The 16,977-nt window shown below is 66.4% G+C and carries 12 protein-coding genes and 1 tRNA gene; 2 read left to right on the top strand and 11 right to left on the bottom strand.

Features of this window, described 5'->3' with window-relative positions; translation table 11 throughout:
- Positions 1–61 precede the first annotated feature (61 nt).
- Positions 62–151: transfer RNA gene (locus IFJ75_RS05170), tRNA-Ser, on the top strand.
- A 22-nt stretch (positions 152–173) separates the two neighbouring features.
- On the opposite strand, the gene IFJ75_RS05165 is transcribed toward IFJ75_RS05170, so the two are convergent.
- From IFJ75_RS05165 to IFJ75_RS05155, 3 genes are all read right to left on the bottom strand, one after another.
- A complete protein-coding gene (locus tag IFJ75_RS05165; protein WP_207931564.1) occupies positions 174–737 on the bottom strand; it encodes a Crp/Fnr family transcriptional regulator in 564 nt (187 codons plus the stop codon).
- A gap of 62 nt (positions 738–799) precedes the next feature.
- Entirely contained in the window at positions 800–1,519 is a 720-nt protein-coding gene (locus IFJ75_RS05160; RefSeq protein ID WP_207931563.1) for a Crp/Fnr family transcriptional regulator, read from the bottom strand.
- Positions 1,520–1,783 carry a DUF6894 family protein gene (locus IFJ75_RS05155; RefSeq protein ID WP_207931562.1) on the bottom strand — a complete coding sequence of 88 codons (264 nt, stop codon included), beginning with the start codon at positions 1,781–1,783 and terminating at the stop codon, positions 1,520–1,522. It lies immediately after the preceding gene.
- Positions 1,784–1,914: 131 nt separating this feature from the next.
- On the opposite strand from IFJ75_RS05155, the gene msrA reads away from it, so the two are divergent.
- Positions 1,915–2,433, top strand: coding sequence for a peptide-methionine (S)-S-oxide reductase MsrA (gene msrA / locus IFJ75_RS05150; RefSeq protein WP_207931561.1), 519 nt, complete (start codon positions 1,915–1,917; stop codon positions 2,431–2,433).
- A 355-nt stretch (positions 2,434–2,788) separates the two neighbouring features.
- Here the strand turns inward: msrA and hmgA are convergent, their stop codons facing one another.
- The 8 genes from hmgA to IFJ75_RS05110 form a co-directional block, all read right to left on the bottom strand.
- Positions 2,789–4,084, bottom strand: a complete 1,296-nt coding sequence (gene hmgA, locus IFJ75_RS05145) for a homogentisate 1,2-dioxygenase (protein WP_207931560.1) — start codon at positions 4,082–4,084, stop codon at positions 2,789–2,791.
- Positions 4,085–4,127: 43 nt separating this feature from the next.
- Positions 4,128–5,168 (bottom strand): LacI family DNA-binding transcriptional regulator, encoded by a 1,041-nt coding sequence (locus IFJ75_RS05140; protein ID WP_207931559.1) that lies wholly within the window; start codon positions 5,166–5,168, stop codon positions 4,128–4,130.
- Positions 5,169–5,258: 90 nt separating this feature from the next.
- A complete protein-coding gene (locus IFJ75_RS05135; RefSeq protein WP_207931558.1) occupies positions 5,259–6,788 on the bottom strand; it encodes a tryptophan halogenase family protein in 1,530 nt (509 codons plus the stop codon).
- A gap of 11 nt (positions 6,789–6,799) precedes the next feature.
- A complete protein-coding gene (locus IFJ75_RS05130) occupies positions 6,800–8,338 on the bottom strand; it encodes a tryptophan halogenase family protein (RefSeq protein ID WP_207931557.1) in 1,539 nt (512 codons plus the stop codon).
- A 107-nt stretch (positions 8,339–8,445) separates the two neighbouring features.
- Positions 8,446–11,526 carry a TonB-dependent receptor gene (locus tag IFJ75_RS05125; RefSeq protein ID WP_207931556.1) on the bottom strand — a complete coding sequence of 1,027 codons (3,081 nt, stop codon included), beginning with the start codon at positions 11,524–11,526 and terminating at the stop codon, positions 8,446–8,448.
- Positions 11,527–11,588: 62 nt separating this feature from the next.
- Positions 11,589–13,829 carry a beta-glucosidase family protein gene (locus IFJ75_RS05120; RefSeq protein ID WP_207932478.1) on the bottom strand — a complete coding sequence of 747 codons (2,241 nt, stop codon included), beginning with the start codon at positions 13,827–13,829 and terminating at the stop codon, positions 11,589–11,591.
- Positions 13,830–14,319: 490 nt separating this feature from the next.
- The gene (locus IFJ75_RS05115; RefSeq protein WP_207931555.1) at positions 14,320–15,558 is read right to left on the bottom strand and encodes an MFS transporter; all 1,239 of its coding nucleotides are present in this window, start codon (positions 15,556–15,558) and stop codon (positions 14,320–14,322) included.
- A 105-nt stretch (positions 15,559–15,663) separates the two neighbouring features.
- Positions 15,664–16,941, bottom strand: coding sequence for a cation:proton antiporter (locus tag IFJ75_RS05110; protein ID WP_207931554.1), 1,278 nt, complete (start codon positions 16,939–16,941; stop codon positions 15,664–15,666).
- Positions 16,942–16,977: the final 36 nt, after the last annotated feature.

Here is a 16,977-nt window from a genome sequence, read left to right as displayed (position 1 = left end):
TCGCCTCCCGCCGGAGAGACCATCCGGCGCTGCGTACGGCCCTCGGGCATGTCGTGGAAACGGACAGGTGGCGGAGTGGTCGATCGCGCACGCTTGGAAAGCGTGTGTAGGTGAAAGCCTACCGAGGGTTCGAATCCCTCTCTGTCCGCCACGCCCCCTCCCCTGATCTCCGCCTATGAGCCCATGTCGGGATCGGCGAGACCGCTCTCACAGCCGCAGGCCGCCGCGGCCAGACCCTCCGGGTTGCAGATGTCCACCCGACCCCGACCGATGCGGACGATCTTGCGGTCCTGCAGGGCCTGAAGCGCCTCATTGACCGTCGCACGGCGCAGGCCGACCAAGGCGCCAAGCTCCTGCTGGGTGATGGCCAGCCGCTCGTCCTGCGTCCGGTCATGGACCGTGGCCAGAAGGTCGGCCAGGCGGGCGGCGCCGGCGTGGGACATCAGACAGTCCAGCCGGGCCTTGAAGACCCGGACGCGGCGATCCACGGCGGCGGCCTGTCGCGGATCGGCGGGATCGGCGTCCAATTCGCGAAACCGCCCGTCCGTCGCCCAGACGCCTTCGTCCTGGATCGGCTCGCCCGGCCCGACGACCCGCGCCAGCCGCCCGGCCGGAGAGGTTTCGATGAAAACGCCGGCCTCGACCCGGGCCGGGCCGACCCCCGCCTCACGCCGCAGTCCCTTGGCGGCGACAGACGGCGGACCGGGTTCGTCCGAATCGAGGAAATCAGAAATCATCCCTCGCCGATGCGACGCTCCACTCCCGCGCGCATTAACATAGGTGAATCCCACTTCGTTTCTCAGGTGGGTTCGCGGTGCAGACGCAGATAGGTGGGGTCGAACTCCGCGATCTCGGCCAGCCGATGCCATTGCAGAATGGTGATCCGCGCACCGGTCCAGCTGATGATCTCCTCGGACCGAAGCTCGCCGATCAGCCGGTTCACGTGGACCGTCGACAGGCCGAGCGCATCGCCCAGCACCGCCTGGCTGAGCGGCAGGTCGAACGTCTGGTGGCAAGCCTGCCCGACGACCTCAAGCCGGAGATACATCTCGCAGAGCAGATGGCAGAGGTGCGCCAGTGCGCTGCGCCGGCCCATGGCCACCAGCCACTGCCGGTGGATGGCCGCGTCGATCACCGTGTCGAGCCACAAGAGGCGCGCCAGATGGCCATGGGCGTCGATGAGCTTGCGCAGATCGGCGTGGCTGGCGTGGACGATCACGCAGTCCGTCAGGGCGACGATGCCGTGGTCCATCTGCTTCATCAGGAGGCTGTGCAGGTCGATGAAGTCGCCGGTGATGTTGATCTCGGTGATCTGCCGCCGCCCGTTCGCCAGGGTGGTGTAGCGGGCCGTAAACCCGCTGATGATCAGGGTGCTCTGTTCGACGCGCACGTGTTCGCTGACGATGTCACGGCCGGCCGGCACTCGGATCGATGGTCCCAGCACCCGCTCCATCGCGGCCTCCTCGACCGCGTCCAGAACGTCGCGGCGCGCCAGTTTTTCGATCAGGGCGTTCTTCATCTAGCCGACCAGGGCAGAGGCGCGATCATCGTCGGGCAGGTCCGTCGAGGCCTGGGCCGTGAGGGCGATGACGACCTCCCGCTGCTCGTTGGTGGCGATCACGCTGAACGTGCCTGAGTGCCAGAATTTGTGACCGCAGTGCTGCAGCAGTTCCCCGAAGACGACCAGCGCCTCCTCCCGGGCGGCGTCGTCGCCGGCGAGCTCCTCGCCCAGTTCATCGCGAACGCATTCGCCGTCGAGCGTGTGGAAGAAGTATCGGGCCATCTCTGTCTCCGTGGACTGCGGAAACCCGTGACGAAGCGCGCCGTTCCTCGCCGGTTCGATCCAGGCGGCCCCTTTTTCCGGACGGCGGCGCGTCCTATCTATCCGTGCGAACTGATCAAGGAGCGACAGACATGGCCAAAACCGAAACCGCGATCCTGGCCGGAGGCTGTTTCTGGGGCGTGCAGGACCTGCTGCGCCGCTATCCGGGCGTGCTGGAGACCCGCGTCGGCTATTCCGGCGGCGACGTGCCCAACGCCACCTATCGCAACCACGGGACCCACGCCGAGGCCATCGAGATCATCTTCGATCCCGAGGTCATCACCTATCGCCGCCTGCTGGAGTTCTTCTTCCAGATCCACGATCCGTCGACCCTGAACCGTCAGGGCAATGACATCGGGACCAGCTACCGCTCGGCCATCTTCTACACCTCGGACGAGCAGAAGGCGGTCGCGCTGGACACGATCGCCGATGTCGACGCCTCGGGCATCTGGCCCGGCAAGGTGGTGACCGAGGTAACGGCGGCCGGCCCTTTCTGGGAGGCCGAGCCCGAGCACCAGGATTATCTGGAGCGCCTGCCCGACGGCTATACCTGCCACTTCATCCGCCCGAACTGGACCCTGCCCGTCCGTGCGGAAGCCGCCGCCTCCTGAGGCGCGCGGAGTTCCTGAAACAGAAAAGGCCGGGGAGCCCCCTCCCCGGCCTTTTCCTTTTCGCCACGCCTTCGCCGCGCATGGCGCGATCCAAAGGGGCCAGGACCCAGGCTCCGATCCGGGTCCGAATGGCCGCTTCATAGCCGAAACGGGAACAACGGAACATTACCCGCTGGCCGTGTCTATTTGAAATTGTTGGTAAATATAACCAAAGTTAGGTGACAGCCGTCACATTGATCTGCAAGATCATCTTCAGGGCATGGCCCACAGTCCAAAAGACCTTGAGCCTCGCCTTGCGGCGGCCGGTCCGGCGTATTCACCACCAGTCACCTCGCCGGGCCGGTCGTTTGCCGCCCTACCCCGTCGGCTTGCCCTTGTCGAAATCCGACCAGACGTCGTCATAGTCCAGCTGCATGGTCGGGGCCTCCATGGCGTGGTCCGTCGGGCGGATGACCCAGCGGCTCTCGAACATGAAGGCCATGGTGTTCTCGATCTTCATCGGCTTGAGGTCCGCCTCGACCGCCTTGACGTAGCTGGCCTGATCCGGCCCGTGACCGCTCATACAATTGTGCAGCGAAGCGCCGCCGGGGGCGAAGCCGCCCTCCTTGGCGTCATAGGCGCCGTGGATCAGCCCCATGAACTCGCTCATCACGTTGCGGTGGAACCACGGCGGCCGGAACGTCGCCTCGGCCACCATCCAGCGCGGCGGGAAGATGACGAAGTCGCAGTTGGCCGTCCCCGGTGTGTCCGACGGACTGGTCAGGACCGTGAAGATCGACGGATCGGGGTGGTCGTAGCTGACCGTGTTGATCGTGTTGAACCGCCGCAGGTCATAGCGATAGGGCGCCAGATTGCCGTGCCAGGCGACCACGTCGAACGGCGAATGGTCCAGCATCGTGGACCACAGCTCACCCTGGAATTTCTGGATCAGCTCGACCCCGCCCTCGACGTCCTCATAGGCCGCGATCGGCGTTTCGAAGTCGCGCGGATTGGCCAGGCCGTTGGAGCCGATCGGGCCGAGGTCCGGCAGGCGGAACAGGGCGCCATAGTTCTCGCAGATGTATCCCCGCGCCTGCGGCCCCATCAGGGCGACGCGGATGCGGACGCCGCGCGGGATGACCGCGATCTGCTCCGGCTCCAGGTCGATGATCCCGAATTCGGTGGTGATCACCAGCCCGCCTTCCTGCGGCACGATCAGCAGTTCGCCATCGGCGTTGAAGAAGACCCGCCCCTCCATGGAGCGGTTGCAGGCGTAGAGGTGCACGCCGATGCCGGCGTTCTGGCCCACCTCGCCGTTGCCGCCATAGGTGACCAGACCCTCCACGAAGTCGGTCGGCGCCGTCGGCATGGGCAGAGGATCCCAACGCAACCGGTTGGGCGTCGGCGGCCGCTCGAACGGACCGGATTTGAGCAGACTACCGCCCAGCCACGGCTGGAACGGCGGATGGTTGGCGGTCGGGCGCAGGCGATAGAGCCAGCTGCGCCGGTTCTCGTGCCGCGGGGCGGTGAAGGCCGTGCCGGACAGCTGCTCGGCATAGAGGCCGAACGGCGCGCGCTGGGGCGAGTTCTGGCCCTCCGGCAGGGCGCCGGGCACGGCCTCTGACACGCCGTGATTGCCGAAGCCGGGCAGATAGGCTCGCGCATTCGCCATTGGGGGTCGCCTCCGAGTCTTGTTTTGACGTCGGTGTAGGGCCTCAGGCGCGCCGAGTGGAGTCCCGGATCGCCAGACCGAAGGGCACGACCACCGCATCGGGCAGATCAGCGTCCCCCGCCTTGGCCCGGATCAAGAGGCGCGAGGCTTCGGCCGTCATCGCCGCAATAGGCTGGACGATGGCCGTCAGGGGCGGATGACTGAATTTGACGATGGGGGTGTCGTCGAAGCTGACGATGGCCAGGTTCTCGGGCGACTTCAGCCCCCGGCTGTTGATGACCCGCAGCGCCGCCAGCCCCATCTGGTCATTGGAGGCCACCAGGGCCGTCGGGGGCTCAGCCAGTTCGCAGAAGGCCTCCATCGCCGCCGTGCCGGATTCGAACGAGAAGTCGCCGCGCCCGATCAGGGCCTCGTCGATGGCCAGGCCTCGCTCCGTCATCGCCTGTTTGTAGCCGTCCAGACGCGCCCCGCTGATGGCCCATTCGTCGCTGCCGGTGATGAAGCCGATGCGGGTGTGCCCGAGGTCCAGCAGGTGATCCGTCGCGGCCTTGCCCGCCGCGCGGTCGTCCATGGTGATGGCGAAGCCTGGGCCGTCGACGACCGAGCCGATCCGCGCGAACGGCAGGCCCAGCTGGACCAGCAGGTCGATGATCAGCGGATTGTCGGAATGTGGCGGGGTCAGGATGACGCCGTCGGGGTGAAGGGCCGAGATCGCCGCCCGAACCTCGCGCTCGACATGGTTCGAATGGGTGTCGACCAGTTCGAAGATCATGCGGTAGCCGTGCTCGGCGCACTCCAGCATCCCGCCCATCAGCATCTTATCGACCCAGTCGGTGCCCTCGCCCAGACGCCAGCCCTCGATGGTGCGGTCACGGTCGTTCAGGGCCAGCAGCAGCCAGGACCGCGAGCCGCCCATGCGCTGGGCCGCGATACTGGGCACATAGCCCAGCTTGGCCACGGCTTCATTGACGCGCTCACGCACCTCCGGACGGACGTTGGGCCCATTGTTGATGACCCGCGAGACGGTCTGCAGCGAGACCCCGGCCTCGGCGGCGACGTGTTTGATCGTTACCGGGCGACGCACGCTGTTCCGTTCCCCGGCTGTCCGCTGAGTCCACTCATAAGGTCACGCTAGCCGATCCCGCCGCGCCCGTCCCGGCAAAGATCATACGATTCAGGCCGCCATTTCCGGCGTCACCGCCGCACAGTGCCGGGCGATGAACTCTTCCTGGGTGGGCAGGTCGGCGACGACGCGGCGGAGCATTTCCCGCGCGTGATCCAGCTGCTCGGGCACGTTCTCGAACGGAATGCGGTCGACCAGCGGGTGATAGCCGCGCGGATGGACGCCCATCCCCTCCATCACCGACTGCCAGCTGACGGCGCGGAACAGCTCGTCCAGGCCCTCCGCTCGCGTCCCGTTGACGCGGAACAGCTCGATCTTGCGCTTCAGGGAGGCCGGCGGCTCCATGGCCTTCACCTCGCGCCAGAAGGGCGTGTCTTCCCTCTGGGTCGTGCAGTAGTGCAGGATCACGAAGTCGCGGATCTCCTCGTAGTCGGCGATCATGCGGCGATTGTACTCGGCGGCCAGGGCCGGATCGCAGTCGCGGTCGGGCAGGAAGCGGAAGAAGAAGTCCATGCCGCGATAGATCAGATGGATCGCGGTGGATTCCAGCGGCTCGATGAAGCCGCCCGCCAGGCCGATACCGAGAACGTTCTTCTCCCACAGCTTCTCCCGCACGCCCGTCTTGAACGGCACGATCCACGGCTTGGTCACGGGCTTGCCCTCGCACTGGGCCAGCAGGGCCGCGGTCGCCTCGTCATCGCTCAGATGCTTGCTGGAGAAGACATAGCCCGTGCCGCTGCGGTGCTGCAGCGGGATGACCCAGCGCCAGCCGCAGTCCATGGCCTGAGCCCGGGTGACCGGCATGGGCGGGGTCTCGTTCTCGATCTGCAGGGCCACGGCCCGGTCGCACAGCAGCCAGTCGGACCAGTCGTGGAAACCGGTCTGCATCGCCTTGCCGATCAGCAGGCTGCGGAAGCCCGAGCAGTCGATGAAGAAGTCCGCGTCGATGGTCCGGCCGTCCTTGAGGATCAGCTTCTCGACAAAGCCGTTCGGCAGCAGGGCGACGTCCTGAACCATGCCCTCGGTGCGCTTCACGCCCCGCGCCTCGGCGTATTTGCGCAGATAGCGGGCCACCAGCTTGGCATCGAAATGCAGCGCATAGCTGGCGCTGGCGATCGGGGTGTTCGGAGCCTTGTACGGCAGCATGAATTTGCGCTCGCGCGCCATCACGGCGGCGGGGGCGAAGTCCTGCAGCGGCCCCTGATAGCCGTTGGCCCTGGCCTTGAGCCACAGCTGGTAGAAGTCGGACAGATCGACCCGCGCGCCGAGATCGCCGAACGGGTGGAAATAGTTCTCGCCCTTCACCCGCCAGTCGCGGAAGTCGATGCCCAGCTTGAAAGTGCCCTGGGTCTCGCGGATGAATTCCTGTTCGTTGATACCCAGCTTGGCGATCAGCTCGAGCAGGGGCGGAACGGTCGATTCACCCACCCCGACGGTCGAAATGTCGTCGGACTCGACCACCTCGATGGCGCCCATCGTTCCCTTGAAGTGCTCGGACATCAGGGCCGCGGCCATCCAGCCGGCGGTGCCGCCGCCGACGATGCAGATCTTGCGGATCGGGCGGTGGGGATTGTTGGCCATCAGCGTGTCTCTCAAGCGGCTACAGGTCGGTCGAGCCGCGCCAGGAAGGCGGCGTGGCTCGGGGTGCGGGCGACGGTCTCGGCGACCGACGCCTTCATCTGGTGAAGGCTGTTGGCGAGCTGGCCGGGGTCCAGCCCCTCGACCGCGGGATCCAGCTGTTCGGGCAGGACGCCGAAGCCGTCGTAGATGGCCAGCCAGCTGGCCGGGTGGAACATCTCCCAGCGATAGCGGACGAACTGTCCCCTCGCCTTCCAGAGCTCGACCTTGCGGGCCAGGGTGTCGGGAATGGCCGCCTCGCGCCGCTCCTGCCAGAAGGGTTCGTCGCGGCCGTTCAGCCAGTAGTGCAGGATGATGAAGTCGCGGGTGCGCTCCATCTCGCGCGCCGACTGGTCGTTGAACTCGTCGATGATCGAGGGGGCGAAGGTCTTGTCCGGGAACAGGGACTTGAGCCGCTCGATGCCGTTCTCGATCAGGGCGATGCTGGTGCTTTCCAGCGGTTCCAGGAAGCCCGCGGACAGGCCGATGGAGACGCAGTTCTTGACCCATGCCCGGTCGCGGCGGCCGGGACGGAAGCCGATACGGCGCGGCTCCATCAGGGGCTTGCCCATCAGATTGGGCATCAGGGCGTCCAGCGCCTGCTGGTCGGTCATATGGGCGCTGGAGAAGACCAGGCCGTTGCCGGCGCGGTGGCGCAGCGGAATGCCCCACTGCCAGCCCGCCGCATGGGCGGTGACCTGGGTATAGGGATGGGGCTCCATGCCCGGGCCGTTCTCGCTCTGCACGGCGAAGGCGGCGTCGCAGGCCAGCCACTGACCCCAGTCCTCATAGGCCGAGCCGAGGGCCTCGCCGATCAGCAGACCGCGGAAGCCCGAGCAGTCGACGAACAGATCGCCCTCGACCTCGCGCCCGTCGCCCAGGGTCACGGCCCGCACGAACCCATCTTCGGGGCGCAGCTGGACATCAACGATGCGGGCGTCGATGCGCTCGACGCCGCTGGCCTCGGCGTACCTACGCAAGTGCTGGGCGAACAGGGAGGCGTCCAGATGCAGGGCCCAGTCGAACACCGACAGGGACGACGGCGGCGTCGGCGACGGCTCGATGAATTTGCCGCCGAAGGCCAGGGCTGCGCCCAGGGAATAGGCCGCCAGCGGCGTCTGGTCGCCCGTCTGGCGCTGCTTGGCCCAGTAGTGGTGGAAACCCACCCCGCGCAGGTCCTGTCCGTACAGGCCGAAGGGGTGGATGAAGTCCGACCCGGCGCCACTCCAGCCGGTGAAGCGGATGCCGAGCTTGCAGCTGGCCTGGGTCGCCGTCATCACCTCGGCGTCGGTCATGCCGAGCTGTGCGTAGAAGCGGCGGATGGTCGGAATGGTCGCTTCGCCGACGCCGATCGTGCCGATCTCGGACGACTCGACCACGGTGATGCGCACGCCGGTGTGCCGCAGGTGCTGGCTCAGGGCCGCGGCCGTCATCCAGCCCGCCGTGCCGCCGCCGACGATCACCACCCGACGGATGGCGTTCGGGGAAAGTCTGTCGCCAGACGCTGTGTTCATGGCCGTTTCCTCGCCTGTCTGACGCAAGCTGATCCTGGAGGATTACGCGAAAAAATCGGCCGACGACAACGCGAACGTCGTCGTCGGCCAGGGTCCAGGGGTGGTGGTTAGAACTTGGCCCGCGCGCCGATCGACCAGCGGGGTTCGAACTCGTTGCGGGAGTGGAACTGCTCCGCCCCCTTCTCGAACTCGAGGTAGTATTCCTCGATCTCGCCCAGAACGTTGGAGCCGTTGGCGTAGAGGGTGACGTTCTCGGTCAGGTTATAGGTGACGTTGACGTCCACATACTGGGCCGTGTCCTGGTAGATCGGGATGGCGCCGAAGGTGCTCTGCAGCCGAGGCGTGCGGTAGTTGTAGGCCACCCGCGCCTGCAGCTTGTCGCTCTGGTACCAGACCGCGGCGTTGACCGAGTACTCGGAGTTATCCGGGAACGGCAGGTCCTCGCCGGACAGGTTCTGGGCGTTCTGGGAGCTGTCCGAATAGGTGAAACTGCCGTCGAAGCCGAAGTCCCGGATGAAGCTGTCGGTGTCCCAGATGTCGCTGACGGCCAGCTTGGCCCCCAGTTCGACGCCCTGCAGCGAACCGCCCTCGCCCTGCACCGGCATGTTGACCGGCACGTCGCGGCGAATGATGCCGTCGCCGTCCGGGAACCGGCCGCCCGGAACCGTGGCCCGGGTCACGAAGCTCTCGATCTCCAGTTTGAACAGGGCGATGCTGAACATCGTCGCCCGGCCCATGTAGTATTCCAGGGTCAGGTCGTAGTTGTTCGACCGCCAGGGGTTCAGGTCGGGGCTGCCCGCGAAGGTCGCGCCGGTGACGCGGCGGATGCCGAGCGGCGGAGCGGTCGGATCGGCCGCGGTCGGGCCGGCCGAGTCGGCCGTCGAGATGGTGACGCCGCCGCCGTAGGCGCCCAGATCCAGCGGGATCATGGTCTTGTTGTAGGCCGCGTGCAGCTTCAGCCGGTCGGTGAAGTCGTAGACCATGTTCACCGACGGCAGATAGTCGGTGTAGGCCCGCTTGGAGATGGTGTCGCCGACATCCAGGTTGGTGTCACCGTAGTTGCGGGTGTCGCCGGTCTGGTTCTGACGCACGTGCAACTGGGTGCGGATGGCGCGGACGCCGATGTCGCCGTGCAGGTTTCCGAAGCCGATGTTGGCGTTCAGATAGCCGCTGTCCTCGTACAGATCGACGTCATAGGTGTTGCCCGGAATGATGACTTCATAGGCGCTGCCGAAGACGCGCTGCTGGAAGGACACGATATCGTCGAAGTCGCGCGGATCCACGACCCAGACGCCCGGCAGGCCGCTGGTGATCGAGCCGTAGTTGTCCAGGAAGTAGGTGTTGTTGTTCGTATAGAGCTTGGTCGGCCGGTTGACCGTGTAGCCCTGGAACACCGTCGTCGGGTTGGTGGTGCTGACCGGCAGGGCCGGGTTGAACGCCGGGTTCGGCACCTGCTCGCCGGCCGAGCACTGGTTCTGGTTCATGACGACGTCGATCGCCTTCCACTGAACCGAACAGCCGTTGACGTCCGAGAACAGGTGGAAGTTTTCGATCGAGACCTGGCGATCCGAGTGACGCAGGCCGACGTCGATCTTGTTGACGAAGCCCAGCAGCGGCTCGGCCTGGAACTCGTAACTACCGTCCATGCGCACGGCGCTGAGGTCGGACTGGTTACGCTGGTTGCCTTCCGACGAATAGGCCGCGACGGCGTAGCTGTCCTGGTTGGCCATGTACTGGGCCAGGGGCACATTGCCCAGGCCGCCGACGATCGGGTTGTTGAAGTTGCTCCAGACCGTCTGGCCGCCACCGATGTTCAGGTGGATCTGCGGGTCGTTGCCGATCCCCAGCGGGTTCGGGTTGATGTAGCGACCGCCCGCCGATCCGACGATTCCGTTGGAGTATTGCGAGGCCGGATACTGGGCGGCGATCGCCGCCGAATAGAAGGGCCCGCGCGTCCGGTCGGCCGTATCGCGGAACAGGGTGAAGGACCGGTCAGGCGCATACTGCCAGTTGGACAGATCGCCCTGGACCTGGCCGTTCATGCTGAGCAGCGAGGCCTCGGCGTGAATGGCGCGAGCCGAGAAGGTGAAGGGACCGCCCTTGTCGTAGTTCAGCTCGAGATTGAAGTTCTTGGAGTCGTTGTTCTTGGTGCGGTTCACCGTGAAGGAGTTCATCCACCAGACGTCGAGATCGTACTCGGTCACGTCCAGCCACGGGTTGCCGTTGGAGCCGTTGACGCCCGTGGTCGTGAAGGCCGTCGGGGTCGTCCAGGTCAGGCCGTTCCAGCGATTGGAGATGTTCAGGCCGGCGGCGCGGTCATGCTCTTCCAGCTTGGTATAGAAGAACTCGCCGGTCAGTTCGAAGCCGTCGTCGATCTGCCAGGTGAAGGCGGCGTTGACGCCGGTCCGCTTGCGCTCGACCTCGCGGTGGAAGGTGTCGTAGCCGTGCGGCGAGATCCAGTTGTTGTCCGTGCCGCCCCAGTCGTTGTTACCGAACACGCCCTGGGAAATGCCGGAGTAATTGTTGCCCAGGTTGGCTTCCTGCTGGACTGCGGCGACCATGACGCCGAAGCGGTCGTTGCGCCAGTTGAGCAGGGCGTTGAACAGATAGTCGTCCTGACGCGTGTCCTCGCCGGTGGCGTATTCCGGCGCCAGGGCGGTGGTCAGGCCCTCCTTGAAGTTGAGGGGCCGCTGGGTGCGCAGGTCGATCGTGCCCGAGATGCCCGACAGGGCGTTGCGCACATCCATCGACTTGTACACGACCAGCGAGTTCATCAGCTGGGCGGGAATGTCGTTCAGATCGGGCTGGGCGGTGCCGAGGTTGCCCGGCGTCAGATATTGTTCGCCGTTCATCAGGGTCACGACCTGGGGCAGGCCGCGAATATTGACCGTGGCGCCCTCGCCGGCCGTGCGCCGGATCTGGACGCCCCCGATCCGCTGCAGGGCGTCGGCGACCGTGACGTCGGGCAGCTTGCCGATGTCTTCCGCCGAAATCGCATCGACCACGGCGGTGGTGTTGCGCTTGATATTGATCGCCTGCTCCTGCGAGCCGCGGATACCGGTTACGACAATCTCGTCGACGGTCGTCGCCTCCGGATCGGTCTGCCCGGACGATTGGGCGAAGGCCGGCGAGGCCAGGGCCGTACTGGCCAGCAAGGCCGTCAGAATGGATCGTTTTTGCAGTCTCATGGTCGTCTCCTCCTCCGTGTGCGCCGCCTCTCTGTGCGGCTTGGTCCGTAGTGTTTCCGGCGTCAGGGCTTCAGTGTCTGTGAAGACAAGGTCGCCTCTCCCCCGAGTTCGTTATCCAGGGCGTCGTGTCCGATGTGGACGCGATAGGGTCCCGCCGCGATCCGCCAGCCGGGCGTCGAGGTGTCGTACTCGGCCAGGATGCGGGGCTCGGCGGTGATGGTGACGCGGTGGCTCTCGCCCGGCTTCAGCGTCACCCGCGACCAGCCGGCCAGGCGGCGCGCGTGACCCGAACCGTCGGCGGCGACATAGAGCTGGGGCACGTCGGTCCCCTCACGGTCGCCGGTGTTGGTGACGTTGAAGCTGACCGTCAGGCCGGAGCCCCCCTCGACGCGCAGGTCGCCGTACTGGAAGCTCGTGTAGCTGAGGCCATGGCCGAACGGGAACAGGGGCGCCCTGCCCTCGCGCTCGTACCAGCGATAGCCGACGTCGGAGCCCTCCGGGTATTCCACCGGGAAGGGCGCGAAGACGATCGACGAACCCGAACCGGCGTTCGAGGCCTCGTCATGCGCCTTCATGGCCTCCAGACCCGGCACGGTCGGGCGCGGCGGCTGGTCGGCGCTGCGCGGGAAGGTGATGGGCAGGCGGCCGGACGGATTGACCTGACCGAACAGGATGCGGGCGATGGCCTCGCCGCCCCTCTGGCCCGGGTACCAGGCCTGGACCACGGCCGGGACGGCGTCGATCCAGGGCATCAGCACCGGCCCGCCCGTCTCCAGCACCACGGTGGTGTGCGGATTGGCGGCGGCGACGGCGGCGATCAGGGCGTCCTGATCATCGGGAAGAGACAGGGTCTCGACATCCTGGGCCTCGGTCGTCCACTGGGTGGCGAAGACCACGACGGCGTCGGCGCCACGTGCGGCCCGGGCGGCGGCGGCATGGTCGGTTCCGGAGACGAAGACGACTTCCGCGTCGGGCGCCGTCGCCTTGATCGCGTTGAGCGGCGAGGAAGCATGCCAGGTGACGCGGGCGAACGAGGACGCCGCGCCCGAGGTCAGCGGAATCTCGACCGGAGCCCCGCCGACCGACCGCACCTGTGACGAGCCGCCGCCCGACAGGACGCCGACGTCGGCATGGCCGCCGATCAGCACGATCCGCTTCGCCGTCGCCATCAGAGGCAGGGCGCCGGCGTCGTTCTTGAGCAGGACGATCCCGGCCTCGGCCGCACGCTGGGCGACCTCGGCGTGGGCGGCGTAGTCGGGCGTTTCCGCCGTCGTCGACACCGGATGGTCCATGGCGCCGGTCTCGATCATCCCGACCAGGATGCGCGTGACCATGTCGTCCAGCCGAGCTTCAGGCACCCGTCCGGCCGCCACGGCCTCGGCAAGTGGGGCGGCGAAGAAGAGCGCGCGGTCCAGTTCCTGACCGGACGCCTGGTCCAGCCCGTTGATCGCGGCCTTCTCGGTCGAATGGACCGCGCCCCAGTCGGACATGACCCAGCCCGGATAGTTCCAGTCGCGCTTGAGCACCTGGTTGAGCAGGAAGTCGTTCTCGCAGGCGTAATCGCCGTTGATGCGGTTGTAGGCGCACATCACCGAGCCCGGATGGCCGCGTTCGATGGCGATCTGGAAGGCCAGCAGGTCGCTTTCACGCAGGGACGCCTCGTCGAGACGGGCGTCCATGATCATCCGGCCGGTTTCCTGGCTGTTGAAGGCGAAATGCTTGATCGTGGAAACGATATTGTTCGACTGGACTCCCATGATATGCGCGCCGGCCAACGTCCCGGCCAGCAGCGGATCCTCGCCCAGATATTCGAAATTGCGGCCGTTCCACGGGTCACGGGTCAGGTTGACCCCGCCGGCCAGCAGGACGTTGAAGGTCTTGGACCGGGCTTCCGAGCCGATCATGACGCCGCCGGCGTGGGCGATCTCGGGGTCGAAGGTGGCGGCGGTGGCAAGACTCGACGGCAGGGCCGTGGCGACGTCGCCCTTGCGCTGCTCGACTTGGTTGGCGACACCCAGGCTGGCGTCGCTTTCACGCAGGGCGGGAATGCCCAGGCGCGGGATGCCGGGCACATAGCCGGCCGAAGGGATCATCTCGGCGACCGGGGCTCCGGGGGTGCGGTCGGCCCAGGGCGGGAAATAGCCGTGCACCAGAGACAGCTTCTCCTCGCGCGTCATCTGGGCGACCAGACCGGCGGCGCGCGTCTGGGCGGGGGTCCGGCCCGGGGCCTGGGCCGAGGCGGAGACGGCAGTCGTCGCGGGCGCTGGAACGCCCTCGGCCGCCCATGCGGGCGCGCCAAACATCTGCGTCGCGACCAGCGCGATAACGCTGATCGACACACTGTGACGCAAACGACGCTGACCGATACTCTGCATTCGCCCTCCAGATTCGCCTGAGACTGGAATTGCAGAGAGTTCAGATCAGACACAGTTGATCGAAGGCCGCAAAGCAGCCCGTGAGCATTCGCTCACCTCATCCGAACCGATTTGACCCTCTTCAGGGCCGATCTGGCGGCTGACGATCCTCAAAAGTCGATCTTCCCGCGGCCCCGAAACCTTTCGGCGCGCCGCATGTCTGGAAAGACGTCTTCAGATTCCGTGTGTCTGCTGCTCCTCTGTTTCCGTCCCTGGAGGGTCTTCGCCCCCTCATGCTCAAGATAGAACACGGGTTGAGAGCGTTCACAACCCCAAAGAAGCCACAAATGGTTACAGTCCCGCTCGGCGGCCACAGGACGTTGATTTCAGACGCGAAACAATCGACGAACCGTCGAGTTTCAACCTCTTCGCGGGTCATTCAGGCCTCGTCGCGAACCTGAAGACAGAGGATCAGGGCGACGCCGGTGAGTCCCGCCAGCACCAGAAGAAGCAGGGTGAAGTCCCCCTCCCCCGCCATCAGATAGGCCATCGACGGCGCGATAAGGGCCGGGATGGTGTTCGTCAGATTGAGCACCCCCATGTCTCGCCCGCGATGCTCGGGCGTGATCAGGAGTTGCATGGCGTAGGCGCTCTGAAGGGCGAGGAACAGGGCGCACCCACAGGCGAACAGCACATAGCCCATCGCCGCCGGCCCCCATTGCGGCGCCAGCGCCATGGTCAGGAGGCCGACCGTGACCATGGCGGCGGTGACCACCAGGAAGGGCTTTCTCGACCGCACCGCATCGGACACCCGGCCGGTGGCGATCGCCAGAGGCGCCAGCACCACCGTCACCGACCCCGCCAGCCAGGCCACCTGGCTGGTGATGTCGCCACCGGCGAAGGCCAGCCCCGTCCGGTCCACCGTCTCGAAATAGAAGAGCAGATAGGCGAAGAAGATGCTGCCCGAGATCTGCACCAGCAGCCGGGCGATCCAGATGCGGATCAGGTTGTGCTTGCGGCGGCTCCCGGCGCGGATCATCGGCGCCGAGGCCGGGACGATGGGCCCCCGCTTGCGGCTCAGCAGCAGGAAGGGCAGCACGCCCGCCGAGACCAGCACGCCCGCAATGGTCAGCTGCATCCGCTCCGAGAACCAGGGCGAGGCGGTGACCACCATCCCCGCCAGGGCGCCGAAGGTATAGACCGCCCCCATCAGCCCCCCGACGAGGCCCTTCTGGGTGTCGGGAATCTCATCCGCCGGCACGGCGCTGAGCGGGGCCAGCATCAGGTTGAGCGCGGCCTGGAACAGCATCACCCCCATCACCAGGGCGACCGGCGTCGTCGCGGCGTGCAGCACGGCATAGGAGATCAGGGTCAGGACCAGCCCCAGAGCCACCCAGGGCCTGCGCCCCCGCTCACGCATCACCGTATGGTCGCTGGCCATGCCGATCAGGACGTTCATGGCGCTGGCCACCACGGCGCCCAGCAGGGTGGTCAGGCTGAGCAGGGCGACCTTGTCGTCAGGAGCGATGGCCTCGATCTTGACCGGCAGGATCAGGGTCAGCAGCGGCACATAGGCGATGACGCCTCCGCCCCAGGCCAGGGCGTAGAGCAGCAGGAAGCCCAGCCCCCGGGATGGGACCTCGCCCGCCTTCGCCTCCCCCGGGGCGGAATCGGACATCAGGCTGTGGCTCCGGTGGTCCGATGCATTCGCCCATGTGTCAGCCAGAGGCGCGGCTTTCGCAAGCGGTTCAACGGTCTTTCGAGCGGCTCACTTTCGGTACGGTCAGGCCTCGACCTGCCTCGGCGCGACATGTCCGGTCTTCGGCAGCAGCCATTTGAGCAGAGGCCCGGTCATGACCGTGGTCACCACGGCCATGATGACCAGCATGGTGAAGACCTTCTGCGGCAGGAAGCCCATGTCGTAGCCGATGTTTAGCACGATCAGCTCCATCAGGGCCCGGGTGTTCATCAGCGTGCCCAGCACCATCGACCGGGGATGATCGAAGCCCGCGATCCGGGCGCCGAAATAGACCGGAATGATCTTGCCGAGGATCGCCGCCGCCAGGATCACGCCCAGCCAGCCCAGATCGCCGAGACCCAGACCCAGCAGATTGGTCCGCAAACCGGTGAAGGTGAAGAAGATCGGCAGGAAGAAGACCAGCACGAACTGGCCCACCTGCTGACGCCAGGCGACGACGAAGTCCTCGTGCTTGTGGAACAAAAGGCCCGCCGCGAAGCCCCCGAAGATGGCGAAGATGCCCAGCTTGTAGGTCGTGATGCCCAAGGCGAAGGTCAGGATGATGACGATGGCCATCAGGGTCGGCGGAATCTGGCCGTCCACGATAGGGAACCGCTTCAGCAGCCAGTCGACGGCCGGCCGCAGCACAAACCACAGCACCAGCCCCAGACCGGCCAGCCCGCCCAGCTGGATCCCGACATGGGCGGTCGAAAGTCGGGACGCCGCATAGGCCGAGATCAACGCCAGCAGTATCCAGCCGACGACGTCGTTGACCGCGGCCGAGGAGATGGCGACGACGCCCATCTCGTCGCGGGTCAGGCCGAACTCGCGCAGGATCCGGCCCAGGATCGGCACGGCGGTGATGGCCAGGGCCACGCCGCAGAACAGGCTGTAGACCAGGGCGTTGATTCCCGGCGCCAGCACCGGCTGGGACATCTGACCGATGGCGAAGCCCAGGCCGAAGGGCACGGTGATCGACAGCAGGGAGACCCAGACCATCGCCCGCCGGTTCTTTGGCGTCTTCAGATGACCGAACTCGAACTCCGACCCGATCTGGAACATCAGCAGGATCAGGCCGATCTGGCTCAGGATCACGATCGGCTGGGCCGCCTTGGCGCCGAACAGACTGACCGACAGCTCGGGGAAGAAATGCCCGAACAGCGACGGCCCGAGCAGCAGACCGGCGACGATCTCGCCGATCACCCCGGGCTGGCCCATCCTGCGGAAGGCCAGATTAAGCAGCCGGGCCGCGCCGATCATGATGATCAGCTGAACCAGTATCGAGAACAGCAGCAGTTCGGTCGCGTGGACGGATGCGGTCATCTTTTTCTTCCCCCTCGGCGGCCCGTCTTGTGCGAG

Source organism: Brevundimonas goettingensis (assembly GCF_017487405.1).
GTDB lineage: Bacteria > Pseudomonadota > Alphaproteobacteria > Caulobacterales > Caulobacteraceae > Brevundimonas > Brevundimonas goettingensis.
The sequence above is the reverse complement of the archived record's forward strand: the minus strand, read 5'-3'. Positions and strand labels throughout refer to the sequence as shown.